The sequence below is a fragment of the Campylobacter coli genome, from assembly GCA_039516895.1.
GTDB classification, from domain to species: domain Bacteria; phylum Campylobacterota; class Campylobacteria; order Campylobacterales; family Campylobacteraceae; genus Campylobacter_D; species Campylobacter_D coli_B.
Map to the genome: position 1 here is coordinate 977844 of CP154437.1, position 25513 is coordinate 1003356.

At 30.8% G+C, this 25513-nt stretch carries 28 protein-coding genes; 17 read left to right on the top strand and 11 right to left on the bottom strand.

The annotated features are described in order from the left end of the window. Nucleotide 1: 1 nt before the first annotated feature. The 5 genes from AAID94_04955 to AAID94_04975 all read right to left on the bottom strand — a co-directional run bounded on the left by AAID94_04955 (nucleotide 2) and on the right by AAID94_04975 (nucleotide 3900). A complete protein-coding gene (locus AAID94_04955; GenBank protein ID XAK23200.1) occupies nucleotides 2–142 on the bottom strand; it encodes a hypothetical protein in 141 nt (46 codons plus the stop codon). 52 nt (nucleotides 143–194) lie between these two features. Beyond that, a complete protein-coding gene (locus tag AAID94_04960) occupies nucleotides 195–953 on the bottom strand; it encodes a hypothetical protein (GenBank protein XAK23201.1) in 759 nt (252 codons plus the stop codon). Nucleotides 954–1207: 254 nt separating this feature from the next. After that, nucleotides 1208–1474 (bottom strand): hypothetical protein, encoded by a 267-nt coding sequence (locus AAID94_04965; GenBank protein XAK23202.1) that lies wholly within the window; start codon nucleotides 1472–1474, stop codon nucleotides 1208–1210. Nucleotides 1475–1702: 228 nt separating this feature from the next. Beyond that, nucleotides 1703–3025, bottom strand: coding sequence for a DUF1007 family protein (locus tag AAID94_04970; GenBank protein ID XAK23203.1), 1323 nt, complete (start codon nucleotides 3023–3025; stop codon nucleotides 1703–1705). Next, the gene (locus AAID94_04975; GenBank protein XAK23204.1) at nucleotides 3022–3900 is read right to left on the bottom strand and encodes a zinc ABC transporter substrate-binding protein; all 879 of its coding nucleotides are present in this window, start codon (nucleotides 3898–3900) and stop codon (nucleotides 3022–3024) included. Before AAID94_04975 ends, AAID94_04970 begins: the two co-directional genes overlap by 4 nt. A gap of 135 nt (nucleotides 3901–4035) precedes the next feature. On the opposite strand from AAID94_04975, the gene AAID94_04980 reads away from it, so the two are divergent. After that, nucleotides 4036–4380 (top strand): transcriptional repressor, encoded by a 345-nt coding sequence (locus tag AAID94_04980; GenBank protein ID XAK23205.1) that lies wholly within the window; start codon nucleotides 4036–4038, stop codon nucleotides 4378–4380. 49 nt (nucleotides 4381–4429) lie between these two features. Here the strand turns inward: AAID94_04980 and lepB are convergent, their stop codons facing one another. Both lepB and folD read right to left on the bottom strand, forming a co-directional pair. Further along, entirely contained in the window at nucleotides 4430–5278 is an 849-nt protein-coding gene (gene lepB / locus AAID94_04985) for a signal peptidase I (GenBank protein ID XAK23206.1), read from the bottom strand. After that, nucleotides 5279–6136 (bottom strand): bifunctional methylenetetrahydrofolate dehydrogenase/methenyltetrahydrofolate cyclohydrolase FolD, encoded by an 858-nt coding sequence (gene folD, locus AAID94_04990; GenBank protein XAK23207.1) that lies wholly within the window; start codon nucleotides 6134–6136, stop codon nucleotides 5279–5281. A gap of 77 nt (nucleotides 6137–6213) precedes the next feature. Here folD and AAID94_04995 point away from each other — a divergent pair, with 77 nt between their 5' ends. The 7 genes from AAID94_04995 to AAID94_05025 are packed head-to-tail and all read left to right on the top strand — an operon-like array spanning nucleotide 6214 to nucleotide 12402. Next, a complete protein-coding gene (locus tag AAID94_04995; GenBank protein XAK23208.1) occupies nucleotides 6214–6561 on the top strand; it encodes a hypothetical protein in 348 nt (115 codons plus the stop codon). Beyond that, nucleotides 6558–7832: a glutamate-1-semialdehyde 2,1-aminomutase gene (gene hemL, locus AAID94_05000; GenBank protein XAK23209.1), complete on the top strand. Its 1275-nt coding sequence runs from the start codon at nucleotides 6558–6560 to the stop codon at nucleotides 7830–7832. The genes AAID94_04995 and hemL overlap by 4 nt, the downstream gene beginning before the upstream one ends. Then, nucleotides 7829–8149, top strand: a complete 321-nt coding sequence (locus AAID94_05005; protein ID XAK23210.1) for an AtpZ/AtpI family protein — start codon at nucleotides 7829–7831, stop codon at nucleotides 8147–8149. The genes hemL and AAID94_05005 overlap by 4 nt, the downstream gene beginning before the upstream one ends. Then, entirely contained in the window at nucleotides 8139–8642 is a 504-nt protein-coding gene (locus AAID94_05010; protein ID XAK23211.1) for a hypothetical protein, read from the top strand. Before AAID94_05005 ends, AAID94_05010 begins: the two co-directional genes overlap by 11 nt. After that, nucleotides 8620–9807 carry an MFS transporter gene (locus AAID94_05015; GenBank protein ID XAK23212.1) on the top strand — a complete coding sequence of 396 codons (1188 nt, stop codon included), beginning with the start codon at nucleotides 8620–8622 and terminating at the stop codon, nucleotides 9805–9807. The genes AAID94_05010 and AAID94_05015 overlap by 23 nt, the downstream gene beginning before the upstream one ends. Continuing rightward, on the top strand, nucleotides 9800–12124 hold the full coding sequence (locus AAID94_05020) for a flagellar hook-length control protein FliK (protein ID XAK23213.1): 2325 nt from the start codon (nucleotides 9800–9802) through the stop codon (nucleotides 12122–12124). Before AAID94_05015 ends, AAID94_05020 begins: the two co-directional genes overlap by 8 nt. Then, complete coding sequence (locus AAID94_05025) at nucleotides 12121–12402, top strand: FlhB-like flagellar biosynthesis protein (GenBank protein XAK23214.1); 282 nt, start codon at nucleotides 12121–12123, stop codon at nucleotides 12400–12402. Before AAID94_05020 ends, AAID94_05025 begins: the two co-directional genes overlap by 4 nt. Here AAID94_05025 and AAID94_05030 read toward each other — a convergent pair. Both AAID94_05030 and AAID94_05035 read right to left on the bottom strand, forming a co-directional pair. Continuing rightward, complete coding sequence (locus AAID94_05030; protein XAK23215.1) at nucleotides 12399–13199, bottom strand: phosphatidylserine decarboxylase; 801 nt, start codon at nucleotides 13197–13199, stop codon at nucleotides 12399–12401. The two genes, AAID94_05025 and AAID94_05030, sit on opposite strands and share 4 nt — an antisense overlap. Further along, nucleotides 13196–14320 (bottom strand): metallophosphoesterase, encoded by a 1125-nt coding sequence (locus AAID94_05035; GenBank protein ID XAK23216.1) that lies wholly within the window; start codon nucleotides 14318–14320, stop codon nucleotides 13196–13198. Before AAID94_05035 ends, AAID94_05030 begins: the two co-directional genes overlap by 4 nt. A gap of 84 nt (nucleotides 14321–14404) precedes the next feature. Here AAID94_05035 and gltX point away from each other — a divergent pair, with 84 nt between their 5' ends. Genes gltX through AAID94_05050 form a run of 3 tightly spaced genes read left to right on the top strand, consistent with a single transcriptional unit; the run spans nucleotide 14405 to nucleotide 17610 of the window. Beyond that, nucleotides 14405–15700 (top strand): glutamate--tRNA ligase, encoded by a 1296-nt coding sequence (gltX, locus tag AAID94_05040; GenBank protein ID XAK23217.1) that lies wholly within the window; start codon nucleotides 14405–14407, stop codon nucleotides 15698–15700. Between the two features lie 3 nt (nucleotides 15701–15703). Continuing rightward, nucleotides 15704–15985, top strand: coding sequence for a YggT family protein (locus AAID94_05045; protein ID XAK23218.1), 282 nt, complete (start codon nucleotides 15704–15706; stop codon nucleotides 15983–15985). Next, entirely contained in the window at nucleotides 15979–17610 is a 1632-nt protein-coding gene (locus AAID94_05050; GenBank protein ID XAK24784.1) for a lytic transglycosylase domain-containing protein, read from the top strand. Before AAID94_05045 ends, AAID94_05050 begins: the two co-directional genes overlap by 7 nt. On the opposite strand, the gene AAID94_05055 is transcribed toward AAID94_05050, so the two are convergent. After that, the gene (locus AAID94_05055; protein XAK23219.1) at nucleotides 17507–17992 is read right to left on the bottom strand and encodes a hypothetical protein; all 486 of its coding nucleotides are present in this window, start codon (nucleotides 17990–17992) and stop codon (nucleotides 17507–17509) included. The two genes, AAID94_05050 and AAID94_05055, sit on opposite strands and share 104 nt — an antisense overlap. A gap of 92 nt (nucleotides 17993–18084) precedes the next feature. Here AAID94_05055 and mobB point away from each other — a divergent pair, with 92 nt between their 5' ends. Genes mobB through AAID94_05080 form a run of 5 tightly spaced genes read left to right on the top strand, consistent with a single transcriptional unit; the run spans nucleotide 18085 to nucleotide 22458 of the window. Then, nucleotides 18085–18579, top strand: coding sequence for a molybdopterin-guanine dinucleotide biosynthesis protein B (gene mobB / locus AAID94_05060; protein XAK23220.1), 495 nt, complete (start codon nucleotides 18085–18087; stop codon nucleotides 18577–18579). Nucleotide 18580: 1 nt separating this feature from the next. Next, complete coding sequence (locus AAID94_05065) at nucleotides 18581–19423, top strand: class 1 fructose-bisphosphatase (protein ID XAK23221.1); 843 nt, start codon at nucleotides 18581–18583, stop codon at nucleotides 19421–19423. Further along, on the top strand, nucleotides 19416–19613 hold the full coding sequence (locus tag AAID94_05070; protein ID XAK23222.1) for a hypothetical protein: 198 nt from the start codon (nucleotides 19416–19418) through the stop codon (nucleotides 19611–19613). Before AAID94_05065 ends, AAID94_05070 begins: the two co-directional genes overlap by 8 nt. Nucleotides 19614–19622: 9 nt before the next feature. Next, a complete protein-coding gene (gene metG / locus AAID94_05075) occupies nucleotides 19623–21509 on the top strand; it encodes a methionine--tRNA ligase (protein ID XAK23223.1) in 1887 nt (628 codons plus the stop codon). A 1-nt stretch (nucleotide 21510) separates the two neighbouring features. Then, a complete protein-coding gene (locus AAID94_05080) occupies nucleotides 21511–22458 on the top strand; it encodes a hypothetical protein (protein ID XAK23224.1) in 948 nt (315 codons plus the stop codon). On the opposite strand, the gene AAID94_05085 is transcribed toward AAID94_05080, so the two are convergent. Next, nucleotides 22431–22907 (bottom strand): methylated-DNA--[protein]-cysteine S-methyltransferase, encoded by a 477-nt coding sequence (locus AAID94_05085; GenBank protein ID XAK23225.1) that lies wholly within the window; start codon nucleotides 22905–22907, stop codon nucleotides 22431–22433. The genes AAID94_05080 and AAID94_05085 overlap by 28 nt on opposite strands. Before the next feature lie 54 nt (nucleotides 22908–22961). On the opposite strand from AAID94_05085, the gene AAID94_05090 reads away from it, so the two are divergent. Then, on the top strand, nucleotides 22962–25508 hold the full coding sequence (locus AAID94_05090; GenBank protein XAK23226.1) for a bifunctional aconitate hydratase 2/2-methylisocitrate dehydratase: 2547 nt from the start codon (nucleotides 22962–22964) through the stop codon (nucleotides 25506–25508). Nucleotides 25509–25513 lie beyond the last annotated feature (5 nt).

Sequence of the window (25513 nt, forward strand, 5' to 3'; positions counted from 1 at the left end):
TCTAAAATATCTGTTTTTTAAGGTTTGGAATTTGTAGAAAAAGGTGCATTTCATAGTATTTACTTATTTTTTTACCTAACTCATAAGGGATATCGTAAAAATAAAAATTCATATGCTCTTTATTTAATACTTTATATTTCATCTTAAATCTCTCAAATTGTGAATTTTTGTTTTTGATTCTAAAATTTTTAGATTCATCTATTAATCTCTCCAATCCACCTAAGCACATTACCCTTATCATCAATTTCTACTTCTAAATCTTTGTATTTGTTATAAACTCTAGGTTCTAAAATCTCACGGAGATATTTCGTGCCTTTTTGAGTTCTTGTTACCCATATATTATACCCACTCCAATATCTTGGCATATCCCAAGAAGCAGCACTATGCATTGTACTATGGATCGTTTCTCCTTTTTTAAGTTTGGGTAGAGTATTTGCTGTATATTCTCTGCCTTTATAGATTAAAATATCGTCATAATATCCTTTTAAAAATGCATTAGTATAAAAGAAATTATCTCTAAAATATATCCAAGCTTGATATTTATCTTCTTTATAATAAGATAAATTAGTAGGATAGTCTGTTCTTGTATATTTATCTTCCGATCTTGGAGTAATCCCAAAGTCTATATATCCTGCTAAGAATAGTTGCCCTATAATACTTACATACTCGCTATTGTAATTTGGTTTTATGGAATTTTTTAAGTTTTCATCTTCTGTGTAAAACAAAGGACAATCCAAGTCATTAAATTCGCATGCATCCTCAAAAATTGATCCTAAAAAATGATCTTCAAAATATTCTAAAATATCTGTTTTCTTAAGGTTTGGAATTTGTAGAAAAAGCTTTATATCTGATTTTTCATCAAAACAAATACCATCATAACCTAAATTGTAAAATATCTCATCAAAATCAGGAAAGAACGAACCGTATTTATGAATTACTTTACCAATCGCCATTTTTATCTTTCATCTATTAATCTCTCCAATCCACCTAAGCACATTACCCTTATCATCAATCTCTACTTCTAAATCTTTGTATTTATTATAAAATTTAGGAGCTAAGATTTCATTAAAATATTTTGTGCCTTTGGGGGTTGTTGCTACTCATAATCAAATAAGGTTTTAATTTTTTATAGTTTTCTTCACCCATATATCTTCATAGTATGCAAATTCGGGTTTATCATCGAAGTTAAAATCATAATCTGGGTCTTTTACATCATAATTATAATCATTACGATAATATTTACAACCATTAGAAAGGATTTTGGGGAATTTTTTTCTATATCATATTTTTTAATATTAGCTCTTAATTCTTCATCAGAAGCAGATATATTATTAATCCATTGATTATATTCTTTTATTTTTCTTTCATTTTCCAATATCTCTTCTCTTATTTTTTTATCAAAGATATAAATTCCACCATAATTACTTGCAAGAGTTTCTATTTCACTTGCTTTTTTCTTTAAAAGCACATGCACTTAAAAATACTAAAGAAAATAAGCTTAGAATTATCATTGTGATTTTCATTTAATACTCCTTTGTTTAAAATAAGCATATTATAAAATAATTTTTATGTGAATTGATTTTAAACACTAAGCATTTTTTCATAGTTTATAAACTACATGCTTGCTTGTTAATTATGTATGATTTGAAAAATCTAGATTTAGATAAAAAATATTTTACCCATTTTATCTAGAAATTTCTTTTTATAGCACATTTGTTTTTATATTGATAAATAAAAACAAACCAAATAAAAACATAACAATAAGTCCAAAATACTCTAAAAAGATTCTTATTTTTGTATGTGAAATGCTTTTGTAAAATTGATTTGCCCCCAATGCAAAAGCAAACAATACCAAACTCATTCCCAGGGTAATAAATAAAGCCGAACTTAAGGCATACCAAAAACTAAATTCATAAGCAAATACTATAAGTAAAACAACTCCAGGGCAAGGCACTAAAGCAGCACTAAGTATAATACCCCATTCATTAGTTTTATGGTGAGTACAGCAGCATTGCTTTTTATCGCTTAATATCTTTTTACTGATCATAAATAAAGCAATAAAAATAATAAACAAACTCGTAATCTTAGTCAATACAAACCCAGCTTCATTATTAACATCTTTTAATAAATGCTCAAGCAAAACTACTCCAACACTTACCAATAAAAACGCACTCAATATGTGAATAACTCCTATCTTAGATACAAAATACAATATCTTTAAAGGTGTACTTTTATGGGTTAAAAAATACGAACTTGTTAGCATTTTAGCATGGCCTGGAGCACTAGCATGAAAAACACCGTATGCAAAAGAAATCATCAATAAAACAAAAAAGGATTTAAAATCAAATTCTTTTCTTAATATATCTTTAATATGAGCAAAAAGTGTATTGTTAAATTCAATCAATTTTTCTAAAAAATTTTTTGAAAGAGATGAAGTTGGAGTTTTATCTATATATACATCTTGAGGTAATTGCCCTTGATACATTTCAAAAGATGCAGTATTTGAATCAATGCTAGAAATAATATAATTTTGCGAATTTAAGCTTATGGAATTTTGATTTATTATATTAAAATTAAAAAATCCTCCATCATCATGAATTTTCACGCTAAAAGTGTTATTGTCTTTAATGGGCATATCTAAAACAACTTGATAGCTAAATAACAAACGAGGAGATTGTATATGCAGTTTGGGATTTTTAAATTGCTTGATATTTATATTTTCTTCCAAACCATTGAAGCTAAATTGGGTTAGAAAATGTTTAGGTTTTATATAATCTAAAAGTGTGTATTTTACAATTTCAAGCTCATCAGGATCAAATTTATCATTATAATTAAAGTCATAATTTTCAAGTAAAACATTAAAAAATTCTTCTGAAAATTCCCAACTTATATTCACCTGCTTGATTTTATCGTTGCTTATATTAAAATCCAAATTTACATTCACATTTGGAGTATAAGTTGCGCACAAGGCGCAAGAATACAAGTTGCTTAAAGCTAGAAAAATTAAAACAAAAATCGCTCTCATTGCAAGGCCGAACTTAAGGCTTGGATGCTTTTTAGAAGTTCTTCATCCCAATTTCTAGCCAAATGATTGATAGAAACAATTTGAGCATTTAATTCTTTAGCTAACACTTTTGCTGAATTTTCTGGAAAGCCAGGTTGAACAAAGATAACGCGTATATCTTTTTCTTTTGCAAGCTTGATAAGATTTTGCAAATCTTTGCTTTTAGGCTCTTTGCCATCAATCTCTACAGGAATTTGCACAAGATTGTATCTTTTAGCCAAATAAGCCCAACTTGGATGATAAACTATAAATTCATTTCTTTTAATATTTTTAAGTTTCTCTGCTATTTGAGCATCCATTTGATCAAGCTCTTTTAAAAAGTTAGCCAAATTCGCTTCATAAAATTCTTTGTTGTTTGGAAAACTTTGCACCAAAGCTTGGGTAATATTTTGTGCCAATTTTTTAACCAAAATAGGATCAAGCCAAACATGAGGGTCATTATGCTCATCATGCTCTTCTTCTGCATGATGTCCATCGTGATCATGATCGTGATCATGATCATGCTTATGATCGTGTCCTCCTTCAAGAAGATGGATACCTTCATTAATATTAACAATTTTTACATTTTTTAATACACTTTTAAATTTTTCTCCTAAGATTTTTTCAAGCTCTAAATCTGCTAAGAAATAAATTTTGCTTTGCTCTAATTTTTTCAATGCCTGAGGCTTAAACTCCATAGTATGCTCGTCTGAATTTGGCGGTATGAGTATATTTATTTCAACGCTGTCTTTAGCTATCTTTTCTACAAAAAAAGCTTGAGGTGGGATACTTACGCTAATTATGGGTTTTCCAAAAGCAAAAACACACAATACACTTAATAACAAAATTCTCAACATAAATTTTCCTTATAGTAAAATATTTTTAAAATTATACAAAATGCAACTTAGTTGCAACTTAAATATAAAGTTGCAACTATAAAGCTTTTTTTATGCTACAATAAAGTATAATTTAAATATTTAAAGGTGAATTTTATGGAAGCTCTTGAATTATTAAAAAAACATGATATAGCTATAACAAACCTGCGCATAGAATTATTACAAATTTTATCTCTTGCAAAAGCTCCATTAAGTTACGATAATTTCAATATCAAAGCCAATAAAACTAGCTTTTACCGCAATATGGAACTTTTTGAAAAAAAAGGCATTGTTAGTAAAAGTGAGCTAAATCGCAAAAGTTTTTATGAATTAGCAGATCATGCTAAGGCACATTTTGTTTGCGATATGTGCCATAAAATTAGCGATGTTCAAATGCCAAAAGTCAAAGGTACGATTAAAAGCGTGCTTATAAAAGGTATTTGTAGTGATTGTGAAAAATAAATAAAAAATAGCAAGGTGATTTTATTTACTGCTTATGCAGAAAACAAAATCAACTCAATTTATCCTCATCATCATAATCATGGATATATTCTTCTTCATTTTCTAAAGTATCAACAAAACGCCCTATTCTTTCCCAGCGAACATTTTTATCTTGATCCCATGAAAAATAAACAAACCAAGGCTTACCTACTATCAAACGATAAGGCACAGAACCCCAAAAACGACTATCATAAGAATAATCTCTATTATCACCTACCATAAAATATTCTTCTTCGGCTACATCAAAAACATAGGCATTGCCACCGCTAAAGCCTATATTATTTCCAAGTTCCTTAAAATAGGTTGGCGACATAGCAAAATTACCTGCACCAAGAAAGCGTAAAATATCACCTTCTATGTCTTTATTTAAATCATAATGAATCCCTTTTTGTTTATAAGGCTCCTTAACATAAATTTGTCCTCCAAGGGTTGCTAAATCATTAGGATAATGTTCTTTCATAAATTCATCACCCTCATGCATTCTTACATAAAGTGTTTTATTAGCATAAACAATTCTATCTCCACCCACTCCTACACAGCGTTTTACAAAATGCTCTTTTTCGTTTTTAGGGTTTCTAAAAACCACTATATCGCCTCTTTGAGGGCTTTGTCCTTTGATTAAATGTCCATCTTTATCAAAATCTGGTAAAACAGGAATTTCAAGCCATGGGATATGTGGAGTTGGAATTCCATAGCTGAATTTTTTAACAAATAAAAAATCGCCTACAAGTAAGGTATTTTTCATAGAACCTGAAGGGATAACAAAGGCTTGTATGAAGAAAAAGATCACTAAAAGAACGATAACAACCGTTCCTGTCCATGATTGTGAAAATTTATAAAGTTTTTTTAAAAAATTCATTTATATTCCTGATTTTAAACTATTTTTAGCTGATTTGACTGTGTTTTCCAAAAGCATCGCTATAGTCATAGGACCTACACCACCTGGAACAGGGGTTATAAAACTAGCTTTTTTTGAAACCTCTTCAAAATCCACATCGCCTACTATTTTGCCATTTTCAAGGCGATTAATTCCTACATCAATTATAATAGCACCCTCTTTGACCATATCTGCACGAAGCAAATTAACACATCCTGCTGCCACTATAATCAAATCTGCTTTTTGAGTATAAGCACTCAAATCTTTTGTCTTTATATGGCAAATACTTACTGTACAACCTGCATTTAAAAGCATGGTAGCCATAGGCCTACCTACTATATTTGAAGCACCGATTACAACGCTATCTAGTCCTTCAAGATTGATATCATAAGCTTTTAAAAGCTTCATAACGCCAAGTGGGGTGCAAGGCAAAAATCCACTTTCTAAGCCTAAATTTAAATAACCCACATTAATAGGATGAAAACCATCCACATCTTTACTACTGATAATGCTTTCTAAAATTAAATTTTTACTGATATGCTTTGGCAAAGGAAGCTGAACTAAAATTCCATGAACACTATCATCATGATTTAAAGTGTTGATAAGAGCTAAAAGCTCATTTTGAGTTGTATTTTCATCTAAACGATAAACTAAAGATTTTATATCACATTCTTCGCAGGCCTTAGCTTTAGAATTAACATAAGTTTGACTCGCTGGATCATTGCCTACTAAAATTACTGCAAGGCAAGTCTGCACTCCATTTTCTTTTAAAATTTTATTTTTTTCTTTAAGCTCTTGTTTAATCTTAGCACTTAAAGCTTTACCATCAAGCAAAGTCATTCTTTTCCTTTATAAATTTATCACTTTTTTAAAGTAAAAATTGTATCATATTAAAACTTCATTAACAAGGTGAAATTTTGAAAGCTGTTTTAATATTTCTAGGAGCTATTTTAAATCTTTTTGCTTCTGATTTCATAACACTTAAAGAGTATTCAAAAATGCTCTATGAAAATCCAAGGGGTATTAGTTGCAAAAAATGCCATGGTAGCGATGGAAGCGAACAAATTCTAGGTTTTTATATGAAAAATGGAGTTAAAACAGCCTATAAAGTTCCAAGCATTCAAAATCTTAGTTTTGAAGAATTTCGAACTTCTCTTAATCAAAGCAAAGATGCAAAATCAATCATGCCAAATTATTCATTAACCAATGATGAAATTATAACCTTATATAATTACATCAAGCAATCTAAAAAGGAGCAAAAATGACAAACAAAAAAGCTTTTAAAACAGCTTGCAATCTTATAGCAGGAGGTGTAAATTCTCCTGTGCGTGCTTTTGCAAATGTACAAAGCGAACCGAGATTTATATCTCATGGTAAGGGAGCTTATATTTTTGATATAGAAGGAAATGGCTATATTGATTATGTGCAAAGTTGGGGACCTTTGCTTTTTGGGCATTGTGATAAAGATATCTTAAAAGCTTGCAATGAAGCCTTAAAAAAGGGCTCAAGTTTTGGTGCACCGACTTTACTAGAAACACAACTAGCCGAGCTTGTTTTAGAAGACTTTCCGCATTTAGATAAAATTCGCTTTGTAAGCAGTGGTACAGAAGCGACTATGAGTGCCATACGCCTTGCTCGCGGCTTTACTAAAAAAGATAAAATTCTAAAATTTGAAGGTTGCTACCATGGGCATTCAGATTCTTTACTTGTAAGTGCTGGAAGTGGCGCTGCTACTTTTAATTCACCGAGCTCTTTAGGGGTTTTAGCAGATGTAGCAAAGCATACCCTAGTAGCAACTTATAATGATATAGAAAGCGTAAAAGAGCTTTTTGAGAAAAATAAAGACATTGCTTGTGTTATTATTGAGCCTATTGCAGGAAATATGGGATTAGTTCCTGGCAAGCAAGATTTCTTAGAAGAACTTGCCAAAATTTGTAAAGAAAACGATACCTTGCTTATCTTTGATGAAGTGATGAGTGGATACAGAGCTTCATATCTTGGCTCTTATGGTATTAATCATATACAAGCAGATATCGTTACTTTTGGCAAGGTTATAGGCGGGGGTTTACCTGCGGCAGCTTTTGCGGCTAGAGCAGAAATCATGGATATTTTAAGTCCATTAGGAGGAGTTTATCAAGCAGGAACACTCAGTGGAAATCCTTTGGCAATGGCCGCAGGAATTGCTAGTTTATCTAAAGCCAAAAAGAAAAAAGATCTTTATACTAAACTTGGAAAATTAGCCAAAAGGCTTACTAAGGGAATGAAAGAGCTTGCAAATGAAAGAGGTATTGCTTTACAAACTTGCTATATAGGCTCTATGTTTGGATATTTTTTCACACAAGATCCAGTATATAATTATAAAGATGCTTTAAAATCTGATCTTAAACTCTTTTCTAAATTTCATCAAAATATGCTTAAAAATGGAATTTATCTAGCTCCTTCTCAATTTGAAACAGGATTTATCTGTGCTAAAATGAATAAAGAGCATATCGATAAAACCCTACAAAGTACATATGAAAGCTTTAAAAAACTATGAGTAAAAATTCTAATCATACTTTCTCAAATAAAAGACAAAAAATCATTCGCAAGACTATAGAAGCCGCAGATGGACTTAGTCTTGGAATTTCTATGGTGGTTGCTATTTTAATCGGGATTGGCGTGGGGTATTTATTAAAAAAATTTACACCCTACCCTTGGCTTTTTTGGCTGGGTGTATTTTGGGGTGTTGCAGCAGCAATACTTAATGTTTATAAAGCTTATAAATCACAAGTTAAAAGCTATGGAGAATTCGAACAAAGAGATGAGTTTATAAAAGAGAAAATTCGTCAAAAAGAACAAGATAATGGAAAATAAAAAAGCTTTTTTTATTATCTTGTGCTTGATTCACATCTTGTTTTATTGCATTCTTGTTATTTTTAAATGGATAAATTTAAATATAATTTTAAGCTATGAGTTTGCTTTTTTTAGCATTTTATTGATCGTTTTTACTTCTTATTTTAATTATAAAAATTTTATCCTAACCCAAGCAAAAAATCATCAAAAAGATTTTATTTATCCAAACTTATTTTGTATAAAAAAGATAGAAAAGTTACCTAGGATTGTTAAATTTATTCCTATTAAAGACGATTTAACTCTAAATTTTAAAGATAGGTTGCGCTTTTTTACTTTGTTTTTTGCTTTATTTAAGTTGATAGCCTATGGGATTTTAGTTGCAGGATTTTTATTTTTACATCGTCAAGATAAATTAGATATTTTATCTTATATATGTGGAATTTCATCCTTGCTGGTATGTGTTTTTATTTTTATGCTGTATATAAGAAGATATGAGTCCAAAAAAAATCATTAGATCCATGACAGCACTTTTTGCTAGTATGACATTTTTGTTTGCAGGCAACGCTTTGATAGTAAGCTCCATAGGTGTTATCTTAAAAGAAAATAAAGAAAGTTCTTTAGCTGTTGGAGTAGTAAGCTCTTGCTTTTTTATAGGAGCCCTTATAGGCACTATCGGAGCACATAAAATCATCTCTCGCATAGGACATATAAGATCTTTTGGTTTATTTGGTGCGGTTTTTGGAATTTCTGCTATGCTTCATACCCTTAGTGAAAATCTCGTTTTTTGGGCAGTTTTAAGATTTTTTATAGGAATTTGTTATTATGGACTTTTAATGGTGATAGAATCATGGCTTAATGAAAAAAGTAAAAATGCTGTTCGTTCTAGAATTTTAGGTTTTTATGAAATCGTTTTTTATCTTGCATTTGGCATTGGGATTTTGATTATCGCCTTAGATTTGAGCAAACATAATATATTTATTTTAAGCGCAGCGCTTATCTTGCTTTCATCACTGCCTTTAAATTTAATCAAAATCAAAGAACCCGTCTTGCCCGCACCAAGTCCTATTTCCATACCTAAAATTTTTGACATAGCTCCTTTGGCTATCGTTACAAGTTTTATAGCTGGAATGCTTATTAATGGATTTTTTTCTATGGCATCTTTATTTATACTTTTACAAGGCTTTGGAGCTCAAGAAGTTTCTTATTTTATGTTTTGCGGGGTGCTGGGTGGATTTTTAGCTCAAATTGTAGTAGGAAGTATTTCTGATAAAATGGGACGAAAATTTGCAATCATTACTTGTTCAAGCATAGGTTTTTTCACTATGCTTATCTTTGCTTTTTTCAAACCTTATTTGTATATACAATATTTTTTAGGTATTTTACTTGGCATAGGAGTTTTTTGTCTTTATGCTTTAGCTCTTGCAAGGGCTAATGATATGCTAACAAATAAAAATCAAGGCGTTGAATTAGGCCGCGGGGTTTTATTTTGTTATTCCTTAGGTTCTTTATTTGGTCCTTTAATTTTAGGATTTTTAATACAATATTTTAATACAAATGGTTTTGTTTGGTTTTATATAACTTCTCTTGGATTTCTTATCCTTTTTGCAGTTAATAAACCCAATATTTTAAATAAGAAATTTAAGAAAAAACCAGGTAATATGGTGATGCTTGATGATTAATACCCAGCTTACAAGCCAAATTGCAAATGCACAAAAAAATGACATAAAAACAGATAGTGGGATAAGCAAAGACAAACTAAATTCCAAAGACAATCCTAAAGAATTACTTTCTCAAGCTCTAAAACAAAATTTAGGCCTAAACAAAAATGCAAGCGATGAGGAGGTGCTAACCCGTCTTGTCCAAAATGAAACAAGCACAAAATTAAAAGAACTTGTCAATAAACTCTTAGATCAAATCAATGCGCAAAAAAATCCTGATTCACCCATGCTCAAACAAGGAAAAACTTTAAATCTAGCCCCTAATTTTGCCAATGAATTAAAAGTCTTAAGCACAGAGCTTGCAAAAAGCGATACTTTCACTCAAGTTTTAGACAAATTAAATCAAATTTTAAAACCTGCAAGTGAAATAAAAAATAGCAATTTAGCACCATTGTTAAAAAATTCGGGTATATTTTTTGAAGCAAAATTAAAAGATGCTTTGAATGAAGAATTATTACCCAAAAGCTTTCACTCTCTTATAAGCACAATCAAAAGTCTTAGTAGTGAAAAGCTAAATACACAAATAGCTCAGCTTGCAAACGCAAATTTAAGCCCTAAAGACACCTTAAAAGAATTAAAAAATATCATTTCTTCTAATAAAAATGAAAATAAGCAAATTTTAAATCAAAGTTCTTTTAAAGCACTTTTGAATTTAAGCTCAAAACTAGAGAATTTTAAAAACTATATCGCTAAAAATCCAAGTCATACTCAAGAAAAAATTCTTCCTATAGCTAGTAAAATTGCAAAAGAATTAAGTGCAATAAAAAATGATTTTTTTAAAGCCTTAAACAGACCAGAAAATTTAATGATAAAAGATACCAAGCTCTTAAAACAAAGCGCTTGGGCTTTTGAAAAATTAGAAAATACCTTAAAAAATATACTAGGCGATCATTTTCCCAAAACACCACAAAAAGAAAGCATCTTAGAAAGTCTTCTAAATTCCAAAGAAAACATTAAAAATGAGCCTATTAAAAATGAAAATATCAAAGAAGATGCAAAGACTCAAAAAGAAGACATCGTCAAACATGATGAATATACCGAGGAAGAAAGTCCTAATTCTAATATAAAAAAAGGAGAAAGTGAAGAAAAGCCCACTCAAACACTGAAAAAAGAAAATGTATTAGATGATAATGATGTAGATGTAAAGCAAGATATCAAAAAAGAGACCAATTTAGAATCCCAAGAAGACTTTCATCTAAAAGAGGATCAAAATTTGGATTCTAAAACGGAAAATCGTAAAGACAATACTCAAGATTCAAAAAACAAAACAGAAGAAAATCAAGCAGAAAATAATACAAAAAATTCCACTTCAAACCAAGATAAGATTAAAGATGAAAAACAAGAAAAAATTAAAGAAAATATCGCTAAAGAAAATCCTAAATTTTACGAAACAAAAACAGAAAATAAAACTTCAGCAAACACTCACAATCCAAGCAATAATCCAAGCAATACGCAAAATACAAATAATCCTCAAAACACACAACAATTAAACAACCAAACCACTCAAAACATCATAAAAAATCAAGAATTTATAAAACAAAATATTGTCAAAAATTTGGCCTTTAGTGTAGAGAATTTGGACTTAGAACAAGTGCAGGATTTAAGTAAAAGCTTAAGCAATCTTTCAAGAAAACTCAATGAAAGCTTAAAAGAACTCGAACCCCACACTCAAAATGCTAAACTCAATCAAGCAGAATTAAAAACCTTAGAACATAAATTAAACTTATCCATAAAAGATTTAGCACAAATTAAACCAAAAACTGAGCAAGATATAGCCGAGTCCTTACACCATGATGTAAAATCAACCCTTTTACAAATTTCAAATTTAGCCAAAAACGAAGGTAATGAAGCTGTATATAATCAAGCCAATCGTCTTTTGGCGCAAATTGAACTCAATCAACTCATGTCTTTAGCTAACGATTCTATCAATACCTACCTACCCTTTTCTTGGGAGGATTTAGATGATTCTAAAATCATGTTTAGGCGTGGAAAAAAAGATAAATTTTTTGCTCAAATCAAACTTGAATTTGCTAAGCTTGGTGATTTGGAAATTCTTATCTCTTTAAACAATGAAAAATATATAGATATCAATATCATGGCAGAAAATGTTGAATTTAGAAAAACCATCTATGAAAATGCCCACGAACTTAAAAGAAATATCAACAAAGCAGGACTTTTAAGTGCAAATTTCTTTGTAGGAGATATCATAAGGAGTAAATTTGATACAAGAAATGCTAAAAATTTAGATCTTGAAATGGGTATGGATAAAAAAGTATGAGTAAGATAAAAAAATCTATCAAAAAAGCTGTTGCTCTAGGCTATCAAAAAGAAAAACATTCAGCACCTAAAGTTCTTGCGAGTGGCAAAGGAGAAAGTGCTGCTAAAATCATCTCCTTGGCTAAAGAACATGGAGTTCCTATCAAAGAAGATGAGGATTTGATAGAAATTTTAAGCAAATTAGATTTAGGAGATGAAATTCCACCTAATATGTACAAAGCTGTAGCTGAAGTGTTTGCTTTTATTTATCAAATGGCAAATAAAACACCTAAAAATTAATCCGCTATTTTTTCTCCAAACTTAACATTCTGTCCTGCTTTAAGCTTGATATCTAAAAGTCCTTTTTGAGAAATTAAAACTATGGTAGAACCTAACTCAAAATTGCCTAATTCTTCGCCTTTTTTAAGTTCTAAATTGTCGTATTTTCTAGTAAAATTATGAGAAAATTTCGCATTAGTTTGTATGCTTGCATCAAACTTAAAACGCATTTTTCCTACATTTTGAGCCCCTACAAACACAAGCCAAAAAATACCCTTATCATTTTGACATTTTAAACTCACTCTTTCATTTTTTACATATAAATTGCTAATACGCTCCAAATGCTTTTCATTTACACTATAAAGCGCCCCGCTTGTATAAGTCGCACTTAAAATTTTCATATCGCAAGGGCTATGATAGCGGTGATAATCTCTTGGAGAAAGATAGATATTAACATAATCAAGTCCATTTTCTAGCTCCTCTTTTTTAAAACTATCTTTTAAAAGCTCTTCTATGCTATAAGTATGCCCTTTGATCGAAAAAGCAAAAGGTGTATTATCTGCCAAAAAAGCACTTCCACACTCTAAAATTTTCCCATCACTTGGACTTATAAAACCCTCATTTATCTCTCTTGGAATTTGCAAAGATCTTGTAAAAAGTGCATTTAAGCTTTCATACTCATAAGGAGCTTTAAATTCGCTCATATCGATCTTAAAATAATTAACATATTTTTCATTGATTATTTTTTGTATAAAACTAGGAAATTTAATCCCTGCTATAAGTCCAAAAATTCTTGAACTCTCATTAGAAAAACTCATTTTTCACCTTTCAAATTTAAAATCGCAATTTCATTGGGAGCAAAAACTCTAAGACTAGGTCCCCAAAATCCTACCCCGCTACTGACAAAAAGTTTAGTATTTTCCCCCAAATTATAAAGTCCGCGTATAAAACCTTGCTGAAGCTTTACTAAGAACATAAAAGGAAAAATCTGTCCCCCATGCGTATGACCGCTTAAAACAAGATCAAAATCACTTAAATCATAAAGCAAGGCTGTTTTAGGTTGATGGGCAAGTAAAATACTAGGTTTGCTTGTATTTAAATCTACCTTAACCCTTGCTAAATCAGGAGCATACAAACCCTTACTAAGCCCTGCTAAATCCCCAAGTCCTGCGATATTTATAAAGCCTAGATCTAAATTTTGATTGAGTAAAATTTTCATATTGGTATACTTTTTAAGCAAGTCTAAAACTTCTTCTATTCCATGATAATACTCATGATTTCCTAAAGCATAAAAAGTTCCATAGGTAGAATTTAAATCATTAAGCCTTGAGATATAATTTTGCAATTCTTTAGGATTTGTATCTACCAAATCCCCTACTATAACCACCATATCAGGCTTTTGCAAATTGACCTCGACAATAAGCTTATCTAAAAAATCCTTATGTAAATTTTTACCCAAATGTATATCTGTGAGCATAGCTATTTTTAAATCACGATCAAGTTTAGCAAGTTGAATATCTACGCTTTGAATTTCAGGTACTCTTATAGCATTATTTATACTCGTATAAATCGATACTGCTGCTAAAGTTATGATAGCAAAATCAAAAAGCGAACGCAGGGTAAGATTGTATTTTATATGAGTCTTACCCATTAACATTAAAATAAGCCTTATAAAATCAAGCGCTAAGGTTATAAAAAATAAACAATAAGTCGGTGCATACAATGCAGCTAAAAATTCATACCAAGTATCACTTAAGTATTCATTTCTACGAAAGATTAAAAATATTGCTTGAGCTAAATAAAGCAGAGTAAAAACAAAGGCAAAAATTTTATAAAGATACTTAAAAATAAAAATTTTCTTAATTAATCTTTTATAAATATAAATATTTGCCAAACCAAAAATCAATAATGTAACGAAAGAAAAAATAAAAAATATCATAATCCTAATTATAGCAAAGCAAATTAAATATCCATATAAATTTTTCTGTTATAATAAGCTTTTAATAAAATCAAAGGTTATCAAATGTATCGTTTTGCACCTTCTCCAACAGGCGATATGCATATAGGAAATTTACGCGCGGCTTTATTTAATTATATATGCGCTAAACAAAAAAATATGGATTTCATTTTGCGTATCGAAGACACCGATAAGGCTAGAAATATAATAGGCAAAGAAGAAGAAATTAAAGAAATTTTACATCTTTTTGGCATTTCATGGCAGCATTATTATGTGCAAAGTGAAAATTTAAAATTTCATCGTCAAATGGCCTTAAAGCTTGTAAGCGAAAAAAAGGCTTTTGCTTGTTTTTGTACTGAAGAAGAACTTGAAGCTAAAAAAGAACTCGCCAAAAAGCAAGGCAAGGCATATCGCTACGATGGCACTTGTCAAAATTTAGCAGATATTGATGTTTTAGAATGTGAAAAACCCTTTGTAATTCGCCTTAAAAAACCTACTCATGCTATGAAATTTAAAGATTTTATCAAAGGAGAACTAAGTTTTGAACCTGAAAATATCGATTCTTTCGTGATTATGCGAACAGATAAAACCCCTACTTATAATTTTGCTTGCGCAGTAGATGATATGCTTGAAAATGTAAGCTGTATCATACGCGGTGAAGATCATGTTTCAAATACTCCAAAACAAGAACATATTCGCGCGAGTTTAGGTTATGATAAAGCTATGACTTATGCGCATTTGCCTATTATCTTAAATGAAGAGGGCGTGAAAATGAGTAAAAGAGAGGCTCATTCTTCAGTAAAATGGCTGCTTGAGAGTGGAATTTTACCTAGTGCGATCGCGAATTATCTTATCATGCTGGGAAATAAAACTCCTCGTGAAATTTTTACTTTAGAAGAAGCAATTGAGTGGTTTGATATCGGCAAAATTTCTAAAGCTCCAGCAAGATTTGATCTTAAAAAACTTTTGCAAATCAATCGCGAACATATAAAATTGATGACAGATGAAGAACTCAACACTGCTTTAAATTTAAACAAAGATCTAGCACAACTTGCTAAATTTTATACCCAAGAAGCAAGTACCATCAAAGAAATCAAAGAAAAACTAGAAGCCATCTTTGGCGCTAAAGATTTCAATGAATTTGAATCAGAATGTAAAATTTTAAAAGATCTTTTGAGTCAAATCGAGCCTTTTGAGAGTTATGAAGAGTTTAAAAGCTATCTCTTAGAAAAAAGTCAATTAAAGGGTAAAAAATTTTTTATGCCTCTAAGAATTATCCTAACAGGAAATACCCATGGTCCTGAATTAAGCGATCTTTACCCTTATATAAAAAATTATATTAATGAATTAGCAAGGATATAAATAATGGTTGTAGATTCTTTGATTATTTCTATTTTTCAAGTGATTCAAATTATTATCAATATTTACACTTGGATTATCATCATCACAGCGCTTTTAAGTTGGGTAAATCCTGATCCTTACAATCCTATCGTTCAAATTTTATATAAGCTAAGCTCTCCTGCTTATGCTTTAGTGAGAAAAATTCCAACACGCATAGGAAGCATAGATCTTGCGCCTTTGATTATCGTTTTAGCCTTACAATTTCTTAGTATTTTTCTTGGAAATATCTTAAGGAGCTTATTGTGAGAAAAATATTTATCTTACTTAGCTTAAGCTTGGCATTTTTAAATGCCAAGCAATACAACTTAGAAAGGCTAAAACAAGAAGAAAATTCCATAGCTAAGGATTATTATATCTATCGTCTTTTGGAAAACAAAGTAATAAGCAAAAAAGAGGCTGAAGGCTTAAATTCTCATATCTTCCGCTATGTAGGTAAAATCAAATCCGAACTTGAAAAAATAATTCCTGTAAAAATTTTCATCGACCCTAAATACGCTCCATGCTACAACTATACCAAAGCTAATATACTTGATGCAAATCAAACTTGCCAAAGTGTAAGATTAAACTCAATAGCTTTTATAGCAAGCCTTGATAATGCTAGCCGAAGCACCTTAGCTCAAAAACTCAGTCATCAAAGAGGCGATTTGGCTAATTTACTTTTAGCTTTTAACACTCCCGAACCTATGGCTTATATCATTCAAAAAGAAGATGTTAATGGTTTTTTTAGACTTCGTAATTATTCTAAAAAATATGATTTTGATTTAAATGCTAGTTTTGCTAATAAGCTGCCAACTCATGTAGGATTTAAGAATTTTGCACAAAATATTATCATAAAAAAAGAAAATCCTAAATTTAGGGCTTCAATGCTAAAAATAGATCCAACATTCGTAAATGAGGATTCTGCTTTTTATTTAGGCATTAATGCCCTAGCTTATAATAAAGAGGAACTGGCTTACAACTTCTTTGCCAAAGCAGCACAAACTTTTAAAATGCAAAGCAATAAAGATAATGCTATATTTTGGATGTGGATGATTAAAAAAGATGATAAAGATTTGCAAACTTTAGCTAAAAGCTCTTCTTTAAATATCTATAGTCTTTATGCTAAAGAATTAACAAATTCCGAATTTCTTAAAATCGAAGTCATAGATTCTACAAATAAGAAAAAAAACAATTTCAATATGCAAGATCCTTTCGCATGGCAAAAACTCAACAAACAAATTCGCGAAGCTAATGCAAGCGAACTTGATAGATTGGCTAAAGAATTTGACTCAAAAGAAACTCTGCCTATCTATGCTTATATCTTAGAAAGAAAGTCGAAATTTAAAAACCATTATTTTATAATGCCTTATTATGAATACATTAAAGATTATAATACTCCAAGACAAGCGCTTATTTTGGCTATTGCTAGACAAGAAAGTCGTTTTATCCCTACTGCTATATCGGTTTCTTATGCTTTAGGTATGATGCAATTTATGCCATTTTTAGCCAATTATATTGGTGAGAAAGAGTTAAAAATTCCAAATTTTGATCAAGATTTTATGTTTGAGCCAAAAAATGCTTATTATTTTGGAAATCATCATTTAAATTATTTAGAAAAACATTTAGATTCGCCTCTTTTTATCGCTTATGCTTATAATGGAGGTATAGGCTTTACCAAACGTATGCTTGCAAGAGATGATATGTTTAAACAAGGTAAATTTGAGCCTTTCTTGTCTATGGAATTTGTTCCTTATCAAGAAAGTCGAATTTATGGAAAAAAAGTATTGGCTAATTATATTGTGTATCGACGTCTTCTGAACGATAGTATAAGGATTTCGGATATTTTTGAAAATTTAACTCGAAACAAGGCAGCTGGTTCAAACAAATCTTAGCTGTAATTTTACCTTCTTCTTTTACACTTGGAAGAGATATTTTTAGATATTGAGTATAGCGATTTTGTATTAAATATTTAAAAAACTCTTCATCAAGTTCTTCTATCTTAGCTTTTCTTTCATTGATAAAAATTTCTAAATTTTCTATCTTCAAAGTATCAGGAGTGATAGTCAAAGCAAAGATATCATCTTGACTGGCTTTATCTAAAATAGGATTTAAATAAGACATAGTAATTATAGCATTTAATTTATCTTGAGTGATTTTGTATTTTTGAGCAAACATTAAAGTTTGAGTTTTTAAATTTGCATCTACTATCGCTTCTTCCTTTAAAGAGCAAGCACTAAAAACTAACATTGCAAGAGCTAAAGCATAAATCTTCATATTTTTCCTAATTTTTTTCTATATTTTAACCTTTTAACTCTATTTTTTGGTTTAAAATACTATAATTTACATTTTATTTTAGGAAAATAGTAATGAAAAAATCAATCATAGCTTTTAGCGGTCCTTCAAATTCAGGCAAAACAACATTAATCACAAAAATTGCAAATGAATTTATAAAACAAAACCTAAAAGTTTTGATTATCAAACACGATCCTGCAGATAAAGCTCAATTTGATGTCTATGGCAAGGATAGTTTTAAATTTTTTCAAAGTGGTGCTGAAGTGATGGTTTTAAGCCCCACTCGTACAACTTTTTTCTCGCATGAAAAAAGAGATATTTTAAGTGCTTTAAAAATAGCACCTGATTTTGATTTATGTTTAGTTGAGGGATTAAAAACCTTAGATTTGCCACGTATAAGTGTTTTTTATAAAGAAATTGATGAAAGCTATTTTGCTTTTTCTAATGCTATCGCAAGCTATGAAAAAATTGATTCTTATCCGAATTTAACTTGGCTTGATTTAAACGATGTGCAAGGAATTTGTAATTATATTTTAAAAAATGCAAAAAATTTACAAGGAGAATTATAAAATGCAAGAACTTATTTCCTATATACAAAAAGCAGTGATTGAAATTTCAAATGCTTTAAAATTTCCCGATACAAGCTATAGTCAAAACCAAAACTCCACAGGCGATACTCAACTTAAATTTGATGTTTTAAGCGATGAGATTATCACAAATACTTTAAGCCAATGCCCTAGTATTAAAGCTATCATTAGTGAAGAAAAAGATGAGATTTTAAATATCAATGAAAATGCGAAATTTGTTGTCGCTTACGATCCACTTGATGGCTCAAGCTTGATGGATGTTAATTTTGCCATAGGTTCTATTTTTGCCATTTATGAAGAAAAAGCAAGTGCTAAAAATTTAAAAGCTGCGCTTTATAGTATGTATGGGGCTCGTTTAGAACTTGTTATTTGCGAAGATAAGCCAAAACTTTATCGTCTTGATAAAAACGATAAATTTGCTTTTGTCAAAGAGCTTCAAATGCAAGAAAAAGGTAAAATCAATGCCACAGGCGGTACTCAAAAATTTTGGGAAGAAAAGCATGCTAAATTTATCAAAAAATTATTCGATGAGGGTTATCGTTTAAGATATTCAGGGGCTATGGTAAGCGATATCAATCAAATTTTACTTAAAGGTGGTGGGCTTTTTAGCTATCCAGCAACCAGCGATGCACCTAAGGGTAAATTGCGTGCTTTTTTTGAAGTATTTCCTTTAGCATTTATTATAGAAAAAGCAGGAGGTAAAACCACAAATGGAAAAAATCATTCTTTACTAGAGCTTGATTTTGATGAAATTCACGCAACCACACCTTGCTTTTTTGGTTCAAAATATGAAATTTCAGAGCTTTTAAAGGCTTATAATGAGTGAAATAAGAGATGAGTTTGAACAGGATTTAGATAAAAAAAAAGAAATTTTAAGCTCTTGTCAAAGCTCAAAAGGCTTAAAGTCTTGCTATAATTGCGATGAAATTTTTAATTGCTCTACGAGAAAAGATTATGTAGATGCGGTTTATAATAGTATGTCTAAGGGTAAAACCGAAGGCGGATTTGATTTTTAAAGGAATAAAATGCGTTATCTTACAACTCCAATTTATTATGTAAATGATGTGCCTCACTTAGGACATGCTTACACTACTATCATTGCAGATACTTTGGCTAGATTTTATCGTTTGCAAGGGCATGAGACTCGATTATTAACAGGCACTGATGAACACGGACAAAAAATAGAACAAGCAGCAAAAATAAGAAACTCAACCCCAAAAGAATATGCTGATAAAATCAGTTCTGAATTTAAAAAACTTTGGGATGAGTTTGAAATCACTTATGATATATATGCAAGAACAACCGATGCTAGACATGTTGATTTTGTTAAAGCTATGTTTTTAAAAATGTGGCAAAAAGGAGATATTTATAAGGACGAATATGAGGGGCATTATTGTATTTCATGTGAAAGTTTTTTCGCAAAAAGCCAACTTATAAACGAATGTGGGTGTCCTGATTGTGGCAAAGACACTTCTTTATTAAAAGAAGAAAGTTATTTTTTTAAACTTTCAAAATATCAAGATAAGATTCTTCAATGGTATGATAAAGAAGATCCCATCTTACCTAAAAATAAAAAAAATGAATTGATTAATTTTGTCCAAAGTGGACTTAAAGATCTTTCTATCACTCGAACGAGCTTTGATTGGGGTATTAAAATCCCAGAAGAAATTAAAGACGATAAGCATATCATTTATGTATGGCTTGATGCACTTTTTATTTATATAAGCTCACTTGATTATCAAAGCCAAGGAGAAAATGCTAAATTTTGGCCAGCTCACATACACTTAGTAGGCAAAGATATCTTGCGTTTTCATGCGATTTATTGGCCAGCTTTTTTAATGAGCGTGGATTTACCTTTGCCTAAATTTATCGGCGCACACGGCTGGTGGACCAAAGAGGGTGAAAAAATGAGTAAATCTAAAGGCAATGTTGTAAAACCTAAAGAAGTGGTAGATGCTTATGGTTTAGAGGCTTTTAGATACTTTCTGCTAAGAGAAGTTCCTTTTGGGAATGATGGTGATTTTAGCGAAAGCGTTTTGATTAATAGAATCAATACAGAATTAGGCAATGAATTTGGCAATTTGCTTAACCGCATTATAGGAATGAGTATAAAATACAATCAAGGCAATATTTCTCAAGAAGGCGTTTTAGAATTTTACAAAAATGAACTTGATACAGCTAAAGAACACCTAGATAGTTCTATAAATTTTTTAGAAAATCTACAATGCAATCGCTATCTAGAAGAACTTTTTAAAGCCTTAAGTGTTGCAAATTTAGCCATTAGCAAATACGAACCTTGGAATTTAATCAAAGCAAATAAAATCAAAGAAGCCAATGCTCTTATAGGACTTTGTGCAAATATTCTAGCTAAAACAAGTCTTTTATTAAGCCCTACTTTGCCAAAATCTTGTCAAAAGGTAGGTTTAGCTTTAAATTTTGAAATTTCACCTACAAATTATCAAAAACTTATATTACAAAATGAACTTTTGGATTTTAAGGCTAATGCTTGCGAAGCTTTATTTCCAAAAATAGAAAAGCCTCTTTTATCTCAAGAAGAAAAGCAAGAAATTAAAAAAGAAGAAAAGCCTAAAGTCAAAATCGATGATTTTGCAAAAATAGAGATCAAAGTAGCTAAGGTAATTGATTGTCAAAATATAGAAGGTAGTGAAAAGCTTTTAAAATTTAAACTCGAACTTGACAATAAAGAAATTCGTCAAGTGCTTTCAGGTATTGCTAAGTATTATAAAGCAAGTGATTTGATAGGAAAGCAAGTTTGTGTTATAAGTAATCTTAAAAAAGCTAAGATTTTTGGGCATGAAAGCGATGGTATGATACTTTCTGCAAAAAGCGGAGATAAACTTGTGCTCATAAGCCCTGAACAACTTGTAGAAAACGGCTCTTTAGTAGGCTAAGATGAATATTAGCAATCTAAGCGAACTCATTCATGCAAATATGCTCAATGAAGGCAGTGTTTTAAGCGTTACAGGCTTTGCTTTAAGTCTTCATGAGCTTAAAAATGGTTTCGCTTTTTTTAGTAACAATCAAAAAGAGATAATCCAAGCAGTGCAAAAAGGTGCATTTGCTATTATTTCAGAGCATGAGCTTTGTATTGATGATAAAGAAATTTATTATCTTCAGGTGGATAATTTAGAATCAGCCTTAACCAAACTCTTGCGTTTTTTATGTGAAGAAAAAGAGTGTGAATTTTTAGCACTACAAGCTTATGAATTAGGAATTTGCAAAGCATTTTCTTTAAACATTTTAAAAGGAAATATATTTGTAGATTTTAACTCACTTATCAAGGCTAAAAAGGGTGAAATTTTTTGTTTTAGCGATGAGAATTATTTGCTTCAAATTTGTGCATCTTTAACAGTCTTAAAAGAAGCAAATTTTACCCTACTTTCTCGCTCTAGCTTTTTTTTTACGACTCTAGTTTGCGATAATTTGTATTTTAAAAACTTAAATCTTCCCTTTATTTATGCCAAAATTTTTGCAAAAATTATGTTTTATCTCAAAGAAAAAAATACAAAAATGAGTTTTGATTTTAATAAAATAGATGATTTTAAAATTTATTTCATGGATGAAAATTTTAATATTTCTGAATTTGGCTCAAGTGCAAGAGCATTTATCATCGTAAGCAATCAAAATACCTTTGATTTTTGGCAAGAAAATTTTAAAAATATAAAGGGTTTTAAAACCGCTTTGCATAATTCATTATTTTGTGATTTTTCATACGATAAACTTTTAGATCTTAAAAACTTAAAAAATTTTAAATACTGCCTACTTTTAGAAGATTATGAAGCTTTTGAGCGTGAATTTAAAAATGAAGAAAATCAATCTCCAAGCTTATTTTTAAACTGATTTAAATCAACTCCCTCGCATTCTAGTAAAAATCTTTTTATAGCAAGACCGCCATTATATCCACCTAAACCATTGCTAGCTACCACTCTATGACAAGGAATAAAAATAGGAATTAAATTTTTAGAGTTTGCATTGCCCACCGCACGAAAAGCTTTGGGGTGGTTGATATTTATAGCTATTTCTTTGTAAGTAACAAGCTTTGCATAAGGGATATTTATCAATTCTTTATATACTTTTTGTTCAAATTCACTTCCTTGTATCCATAAGGGCGTTTGAAATTTTTGAAGCTTTTTGGCAAAATAAAGACTGAGTTCTTCTTTAGCAAATTCAAGCAGGGGACAAGTATTCTCAATACCCAAGCGATCACAAAAGTCGATTTTTGTTAAGAAATCTCCATTGCTATGTAGAGATAAGTAACAAAATGGTATTTTATAATAAACTTTAAACATATTTTATCCTTTAAATGGCTAAAATTATACTAAAAAATATTTAAGGAGTAAAAAATGTCTTTTATGCAAGATTACAATAAGCTTGTTGAAGAAAGAGCAGCTTTGGGTATCCCACCCCTTCCTTTAAATGCAGAACAAACCAAAGAACTTTGTGAACTTTTAAAAACCCAAAATGATGAAAAATTAGTATCTTTATTGCAAAATCGCGTTAATCCAGGCGTTGATGATGCAGCCTTGATAAAATGTGAATTCCTAGATGGAATTTTAAAAAATAAAATTCAAGCTCCAGCCATAGATAAAAAGCTTGCTTTAAAAATGCTTGAAACAATGCTAGGTGGTTACAATGTAAAAGTTTTAATCGATGCATTAAAAGATGAAAGCATAGCAAGTGATGCAGCAGAAGTGCTTAAAAATATCATCTTTGTCCATGACAATTTCCATACTGTAGCAGAACTTAGCAAAAGCAATAAGCATGCTAAAGCTGTTTTGGAAAGTTGGGCAAATGCAGATTGGTTTAATAAAAAAGAAAAATTACCTCAAGTGATTCAATGCGTAGTTTTTAAAGTAGCAGGAGAAACCAATACAGATGATTTAAGTCCTGCTGGAGATGCTTTTACAAGAAGTGACATCCCTTTACATGCTAATGCTATGCTAAAAGTAAGACAAGCAGGTTCTTTAGAAAAAATCAAAGAACTCAAAAAAAGTGGTCGCGAAGTCGTATATGTAGGTGATGTAGTAGGTACAGGCTCAAGTAGAAAATCTGCGATCAATTCTATACAATGGCATTTAGGAAAAGAAATCGATGGTGTACCAAACAAACATAGTGGTGGTATAGTAATGGGCTCAACCATAGCTCCGATTTTCTTTAACACAGCTCAAGATAGCGGTGCTTTGCCTATTATTTGTGATGTATCTAATCTAGAAATGGGAGATGAGTTTGAAATTCATCCTTATGAAGGAAAGATTATAAAAAATGGTTCTGTTATCGCAGAGTTTAAACTCAGCCCAAATACCATCTTAGATGAAGTTAGAGCAGGAGGAAGAATTCCACTTATCATAGGTCGTGGACTTTGTGCTAAAGCTAGAGAATTCTTAGGAATGGAAAATGAAAATATCTTTACTAAGCCAGAACAACCTGAAGCTTCAAGCGGTGGATATACTTTAGCTCAAAAAATGCTAGGGCGTGCCTGTGGAGTTGAAGGTGTGCGTCCAGGTATGTATATAGAGCCTCGTACACTTACCGTAGGTTCTCAAGATACCACAGGTCCTATGACAAGAGATGAGATTAAAGAGCTTGCAAGCTTAGGATTTAATGCGGATTTTGTAATGCAAAGTTTTTGCCATACTGCTGCTTATCCAAAGGTTAGCGATTCAAATTTACACAAAACTTTACCTAATTTTATGACAAGTCGTGGTGGAGTAAGCTTAAAACCAGGCGATGGAGTAATCCACTCTTGGCTTAACCGTTTTGTTTTACCTGATACAGTAGGAACAGGTGGAGATTCTCACACTCGTTTCCCTATAGGAATTTCATTTCCTGCAGGAAGTGGACTTGTAGCTTTTGCCGCAGTAACTGGCTCTATGCCTTTAAATGTGCCTGAAAGTGTTTTGGTGCGTTTTAGTGGAGAACTACAAGCTGGAGTTACCTTAAGAGATCTTGTAAATGCTATACCTTATTATGCGATCAAACAAGGACAACTTACCGTTGAAAAGAAAAATAAAAAGAATATTTTTGCAGGAAAAATTTTAGAAATTGAAGGCTTGCCAAATTTAAAAGTAGAACAAGCTTTTGAGCTAAGCGATGCTAGCGCGGAAAGAAGCGCTGCTGCTTGTAGCGTTGATTTAAGTATTGAAAGTGTAAGCGAATATATTAAATCAAACATTTCGCTTATAGAAGCGATGATAGAAGCAGGATATGAAGATAAAGCTACTCTTGCTAGAAGAGCAGATAAAATGAGAGAATGGCTTAAAAACCCTACTCTTTTAAGAGCAGATAAAGATGCAAAATATGCATATATTATTGATATTAATCTTAATGATATCAAAGAGCCAATTCTAGCCTGCCCTAACGATCCTGATGATGTGGCGACCTTAAGTGAAATTTTAGCAGATGCTAATCGCCCAAAAAATATCGATGAAGTTTTTGTAGGCTCATGTATGACAAATATAGGACATTATAGAGCTTTAGGAGAAATTCTAAAAGATAAAGGTATGTTAAAAACTAGACTTTGGGTTGTTCCACCAACAAAAATGGATAAAGCACAACTCACCAAAGAAGGATATTATAGTATCTTTGGTTCTGCTGGCGCAAGAATAGAAGTTCCAGGTTGTTCGCTATGTATGGGAAATCAAGCAAGAGTAAATGATGGCGCTGTTGTTTTCTCAACTTCAACAAGAAACTTTGACAATCGTATGGGTATGGGTGCTAAGGTGTATCTAGGAAGTGCTGAACTTGCAGCAGTTTGTGCGATTTTAGGTAAAATTCCAAGCAAAGAAGAATATTTGCAAATCGTAAGCGATAAATTAAGCGATGCGCATAAAGCAAATATTTACAAATATCTTAATTTTAATGAAATTGATAATTTTAAACTAGACAATTAATCCAA

Coding starts and splice junctions, on each gene's coding strand:
- AAID94_04955 (XAK23200.1), bottom strand. CDS start 142: ATGAAATATAAAGTATTAAATAAAGAGCATATGAATTTTTATTTTTAC.
- AAID94_04960 (XAK23201.1), bottom strand. CDS start 953: ATGGCGATTGGTAAAGTAATTCATAAATACGGTTCGTTCTTTCCTGAT.
- AAID94_04970 (XAK23203.1), bottom strand. CDS start 3,025: ATGAGAGCGATTTTTGTTTTAATTTTTCTAGCTTTAAGCAACTTGTAT.
- AAID94_04975 (XAK23204.1), bottom strand. CDS start 3,900: ATGTTGAGAATTTTGTTATTAAGTGTATTGTGTGTTTTTGCTTTTGGA.
- AAID94_04980 (XAK23205.1), top strand. CDS start 4,036: ATGGAAGCTCTTGAATTATTAAAAAAACATGATATAGCTATAACAAAC.
- lepB (XAK23206.1), bottom strand. CDS start 5,278: ATGAATTTTTTAAAAAAACTTTATAAATTTTCACAATCATGGACAGGA.
- folD (XAK23207.1), bottom strand. CDS start 6,136: ATGACTTTGCTTGATGGTAAAGCTTTAAGTGCTAAGATTAAACAAGAG.
- hemL (XAK23209.1), top strand. CDS start 6,558: ATGACAAACAAAAAAGCTTTTAAAACAGCTTGCAATCTTATAGCAGGA.
- AAID94_05005 (XAK23210.1), top strand. CDS start 7,829: ATGAGTAAAAATTCTAATCATACTTTCTCAAATAAAAGACAAAAAATC.
- AAID94_05010 (XAK23211.1), top strand. CDS start 8,139: ATGGAAAATAAAAAAGCTTTTTTTATTATCTTGTGCTTGATTCACATC.
- AAID94_05015 (XAK23212.1), top strand. CDS start 8,620: ATGAGTCCAAAAAAAATCATTAGATCCATGACAGCACTTTTTGCTAGT.
- AAID94_05020 (XAK23213.1), top strand. CDS start 9,800: ATGATTAATACCCAGCTTACAAGCCAAATTGCAAATGCACAAAAAAAT.
- AAID94_05025 (XAK23214.1), top strand. CDS start 12,121: ATGAGTAAGATAAAAAAATCTATCAAAAAAGCTGTTGCTCTAGGCTAT.
- AAID94_05030 (XAK23215.1), bottom strand. CDS start 13,199: ATGAGTTTTTCTAATGAGAGTTCAAGAATTTTTGGACTTATAGCAGGG.
- AAID94_05035 (XAK23216.1), bottom strand. CDS start 14,320: ATGATATTTTTTATTTTTTCTTTCGTTACATTATTGATTTTTGGTTTG.
- gltX (XAK23217.1), top strand. CDS start 14,405: ATGTATCGTTTTGCACCTTCTCCAACAGGCGATATGCATATAGGAAAT.
- AAID94_05045 (XAK23218.1), top strand. CDS start 15,704: ATGGTTGTAGATTCTTTGATTATTTCTATTTTTCAAGTGATTCAAATT.
- AAID94_05055 (XAK23219.1), bottom strand. CDS start 17,992: ATGAAGATTTATGCTTTAGCTCTTGCAATGTTAGTTTTTAGTGCTTGC.
- mobB (XAK23220.1), top strand. CDS start 18,085: ATGAAAAAATCAATCATAGCTTTTAGCGGTCCTTCAAATTCAGGCAAA.
- AAID94_05065 (XAK23221.1), top strand. CDS start 18,581: ATGCAAGAACTTATTTCCTATATACAAAAAGCAGTGATTGAAATTTCA.
- AAID94_05070 (XAK23222.1), top strand. CDS start 19,416: ATGAGTGAAATAAGAGATGAGTTTGAACAGGATTTAGATAAAAAAAAA.
- metG (XAK23223.1), top strand. CDS start 19,623: ATGCGTTATCTTACAACTCCAATTTATTATGTAAATGATGTGCCTCAC.
- AAID94_05080 (XAK23224.1), top strand. CDS start 21,511: ATGAATATTAGCAATCTAAGCGAACTCATTCATGCAAATATGCTCAAT.
- AAID94_05085 (XAK23225.1), bottom strand. CDS start 22,907: ATGTTTAAAGTTTATTATAAAATACCATTTTGTTACTTATCTCTACAT.
- AAID94_05090 (XAK23226.1), top strand. CDS start 22,962: ATGTCTTTTATGCAAGATTACAATAAGCTTGTTGAAGAAAGAGCAGCT.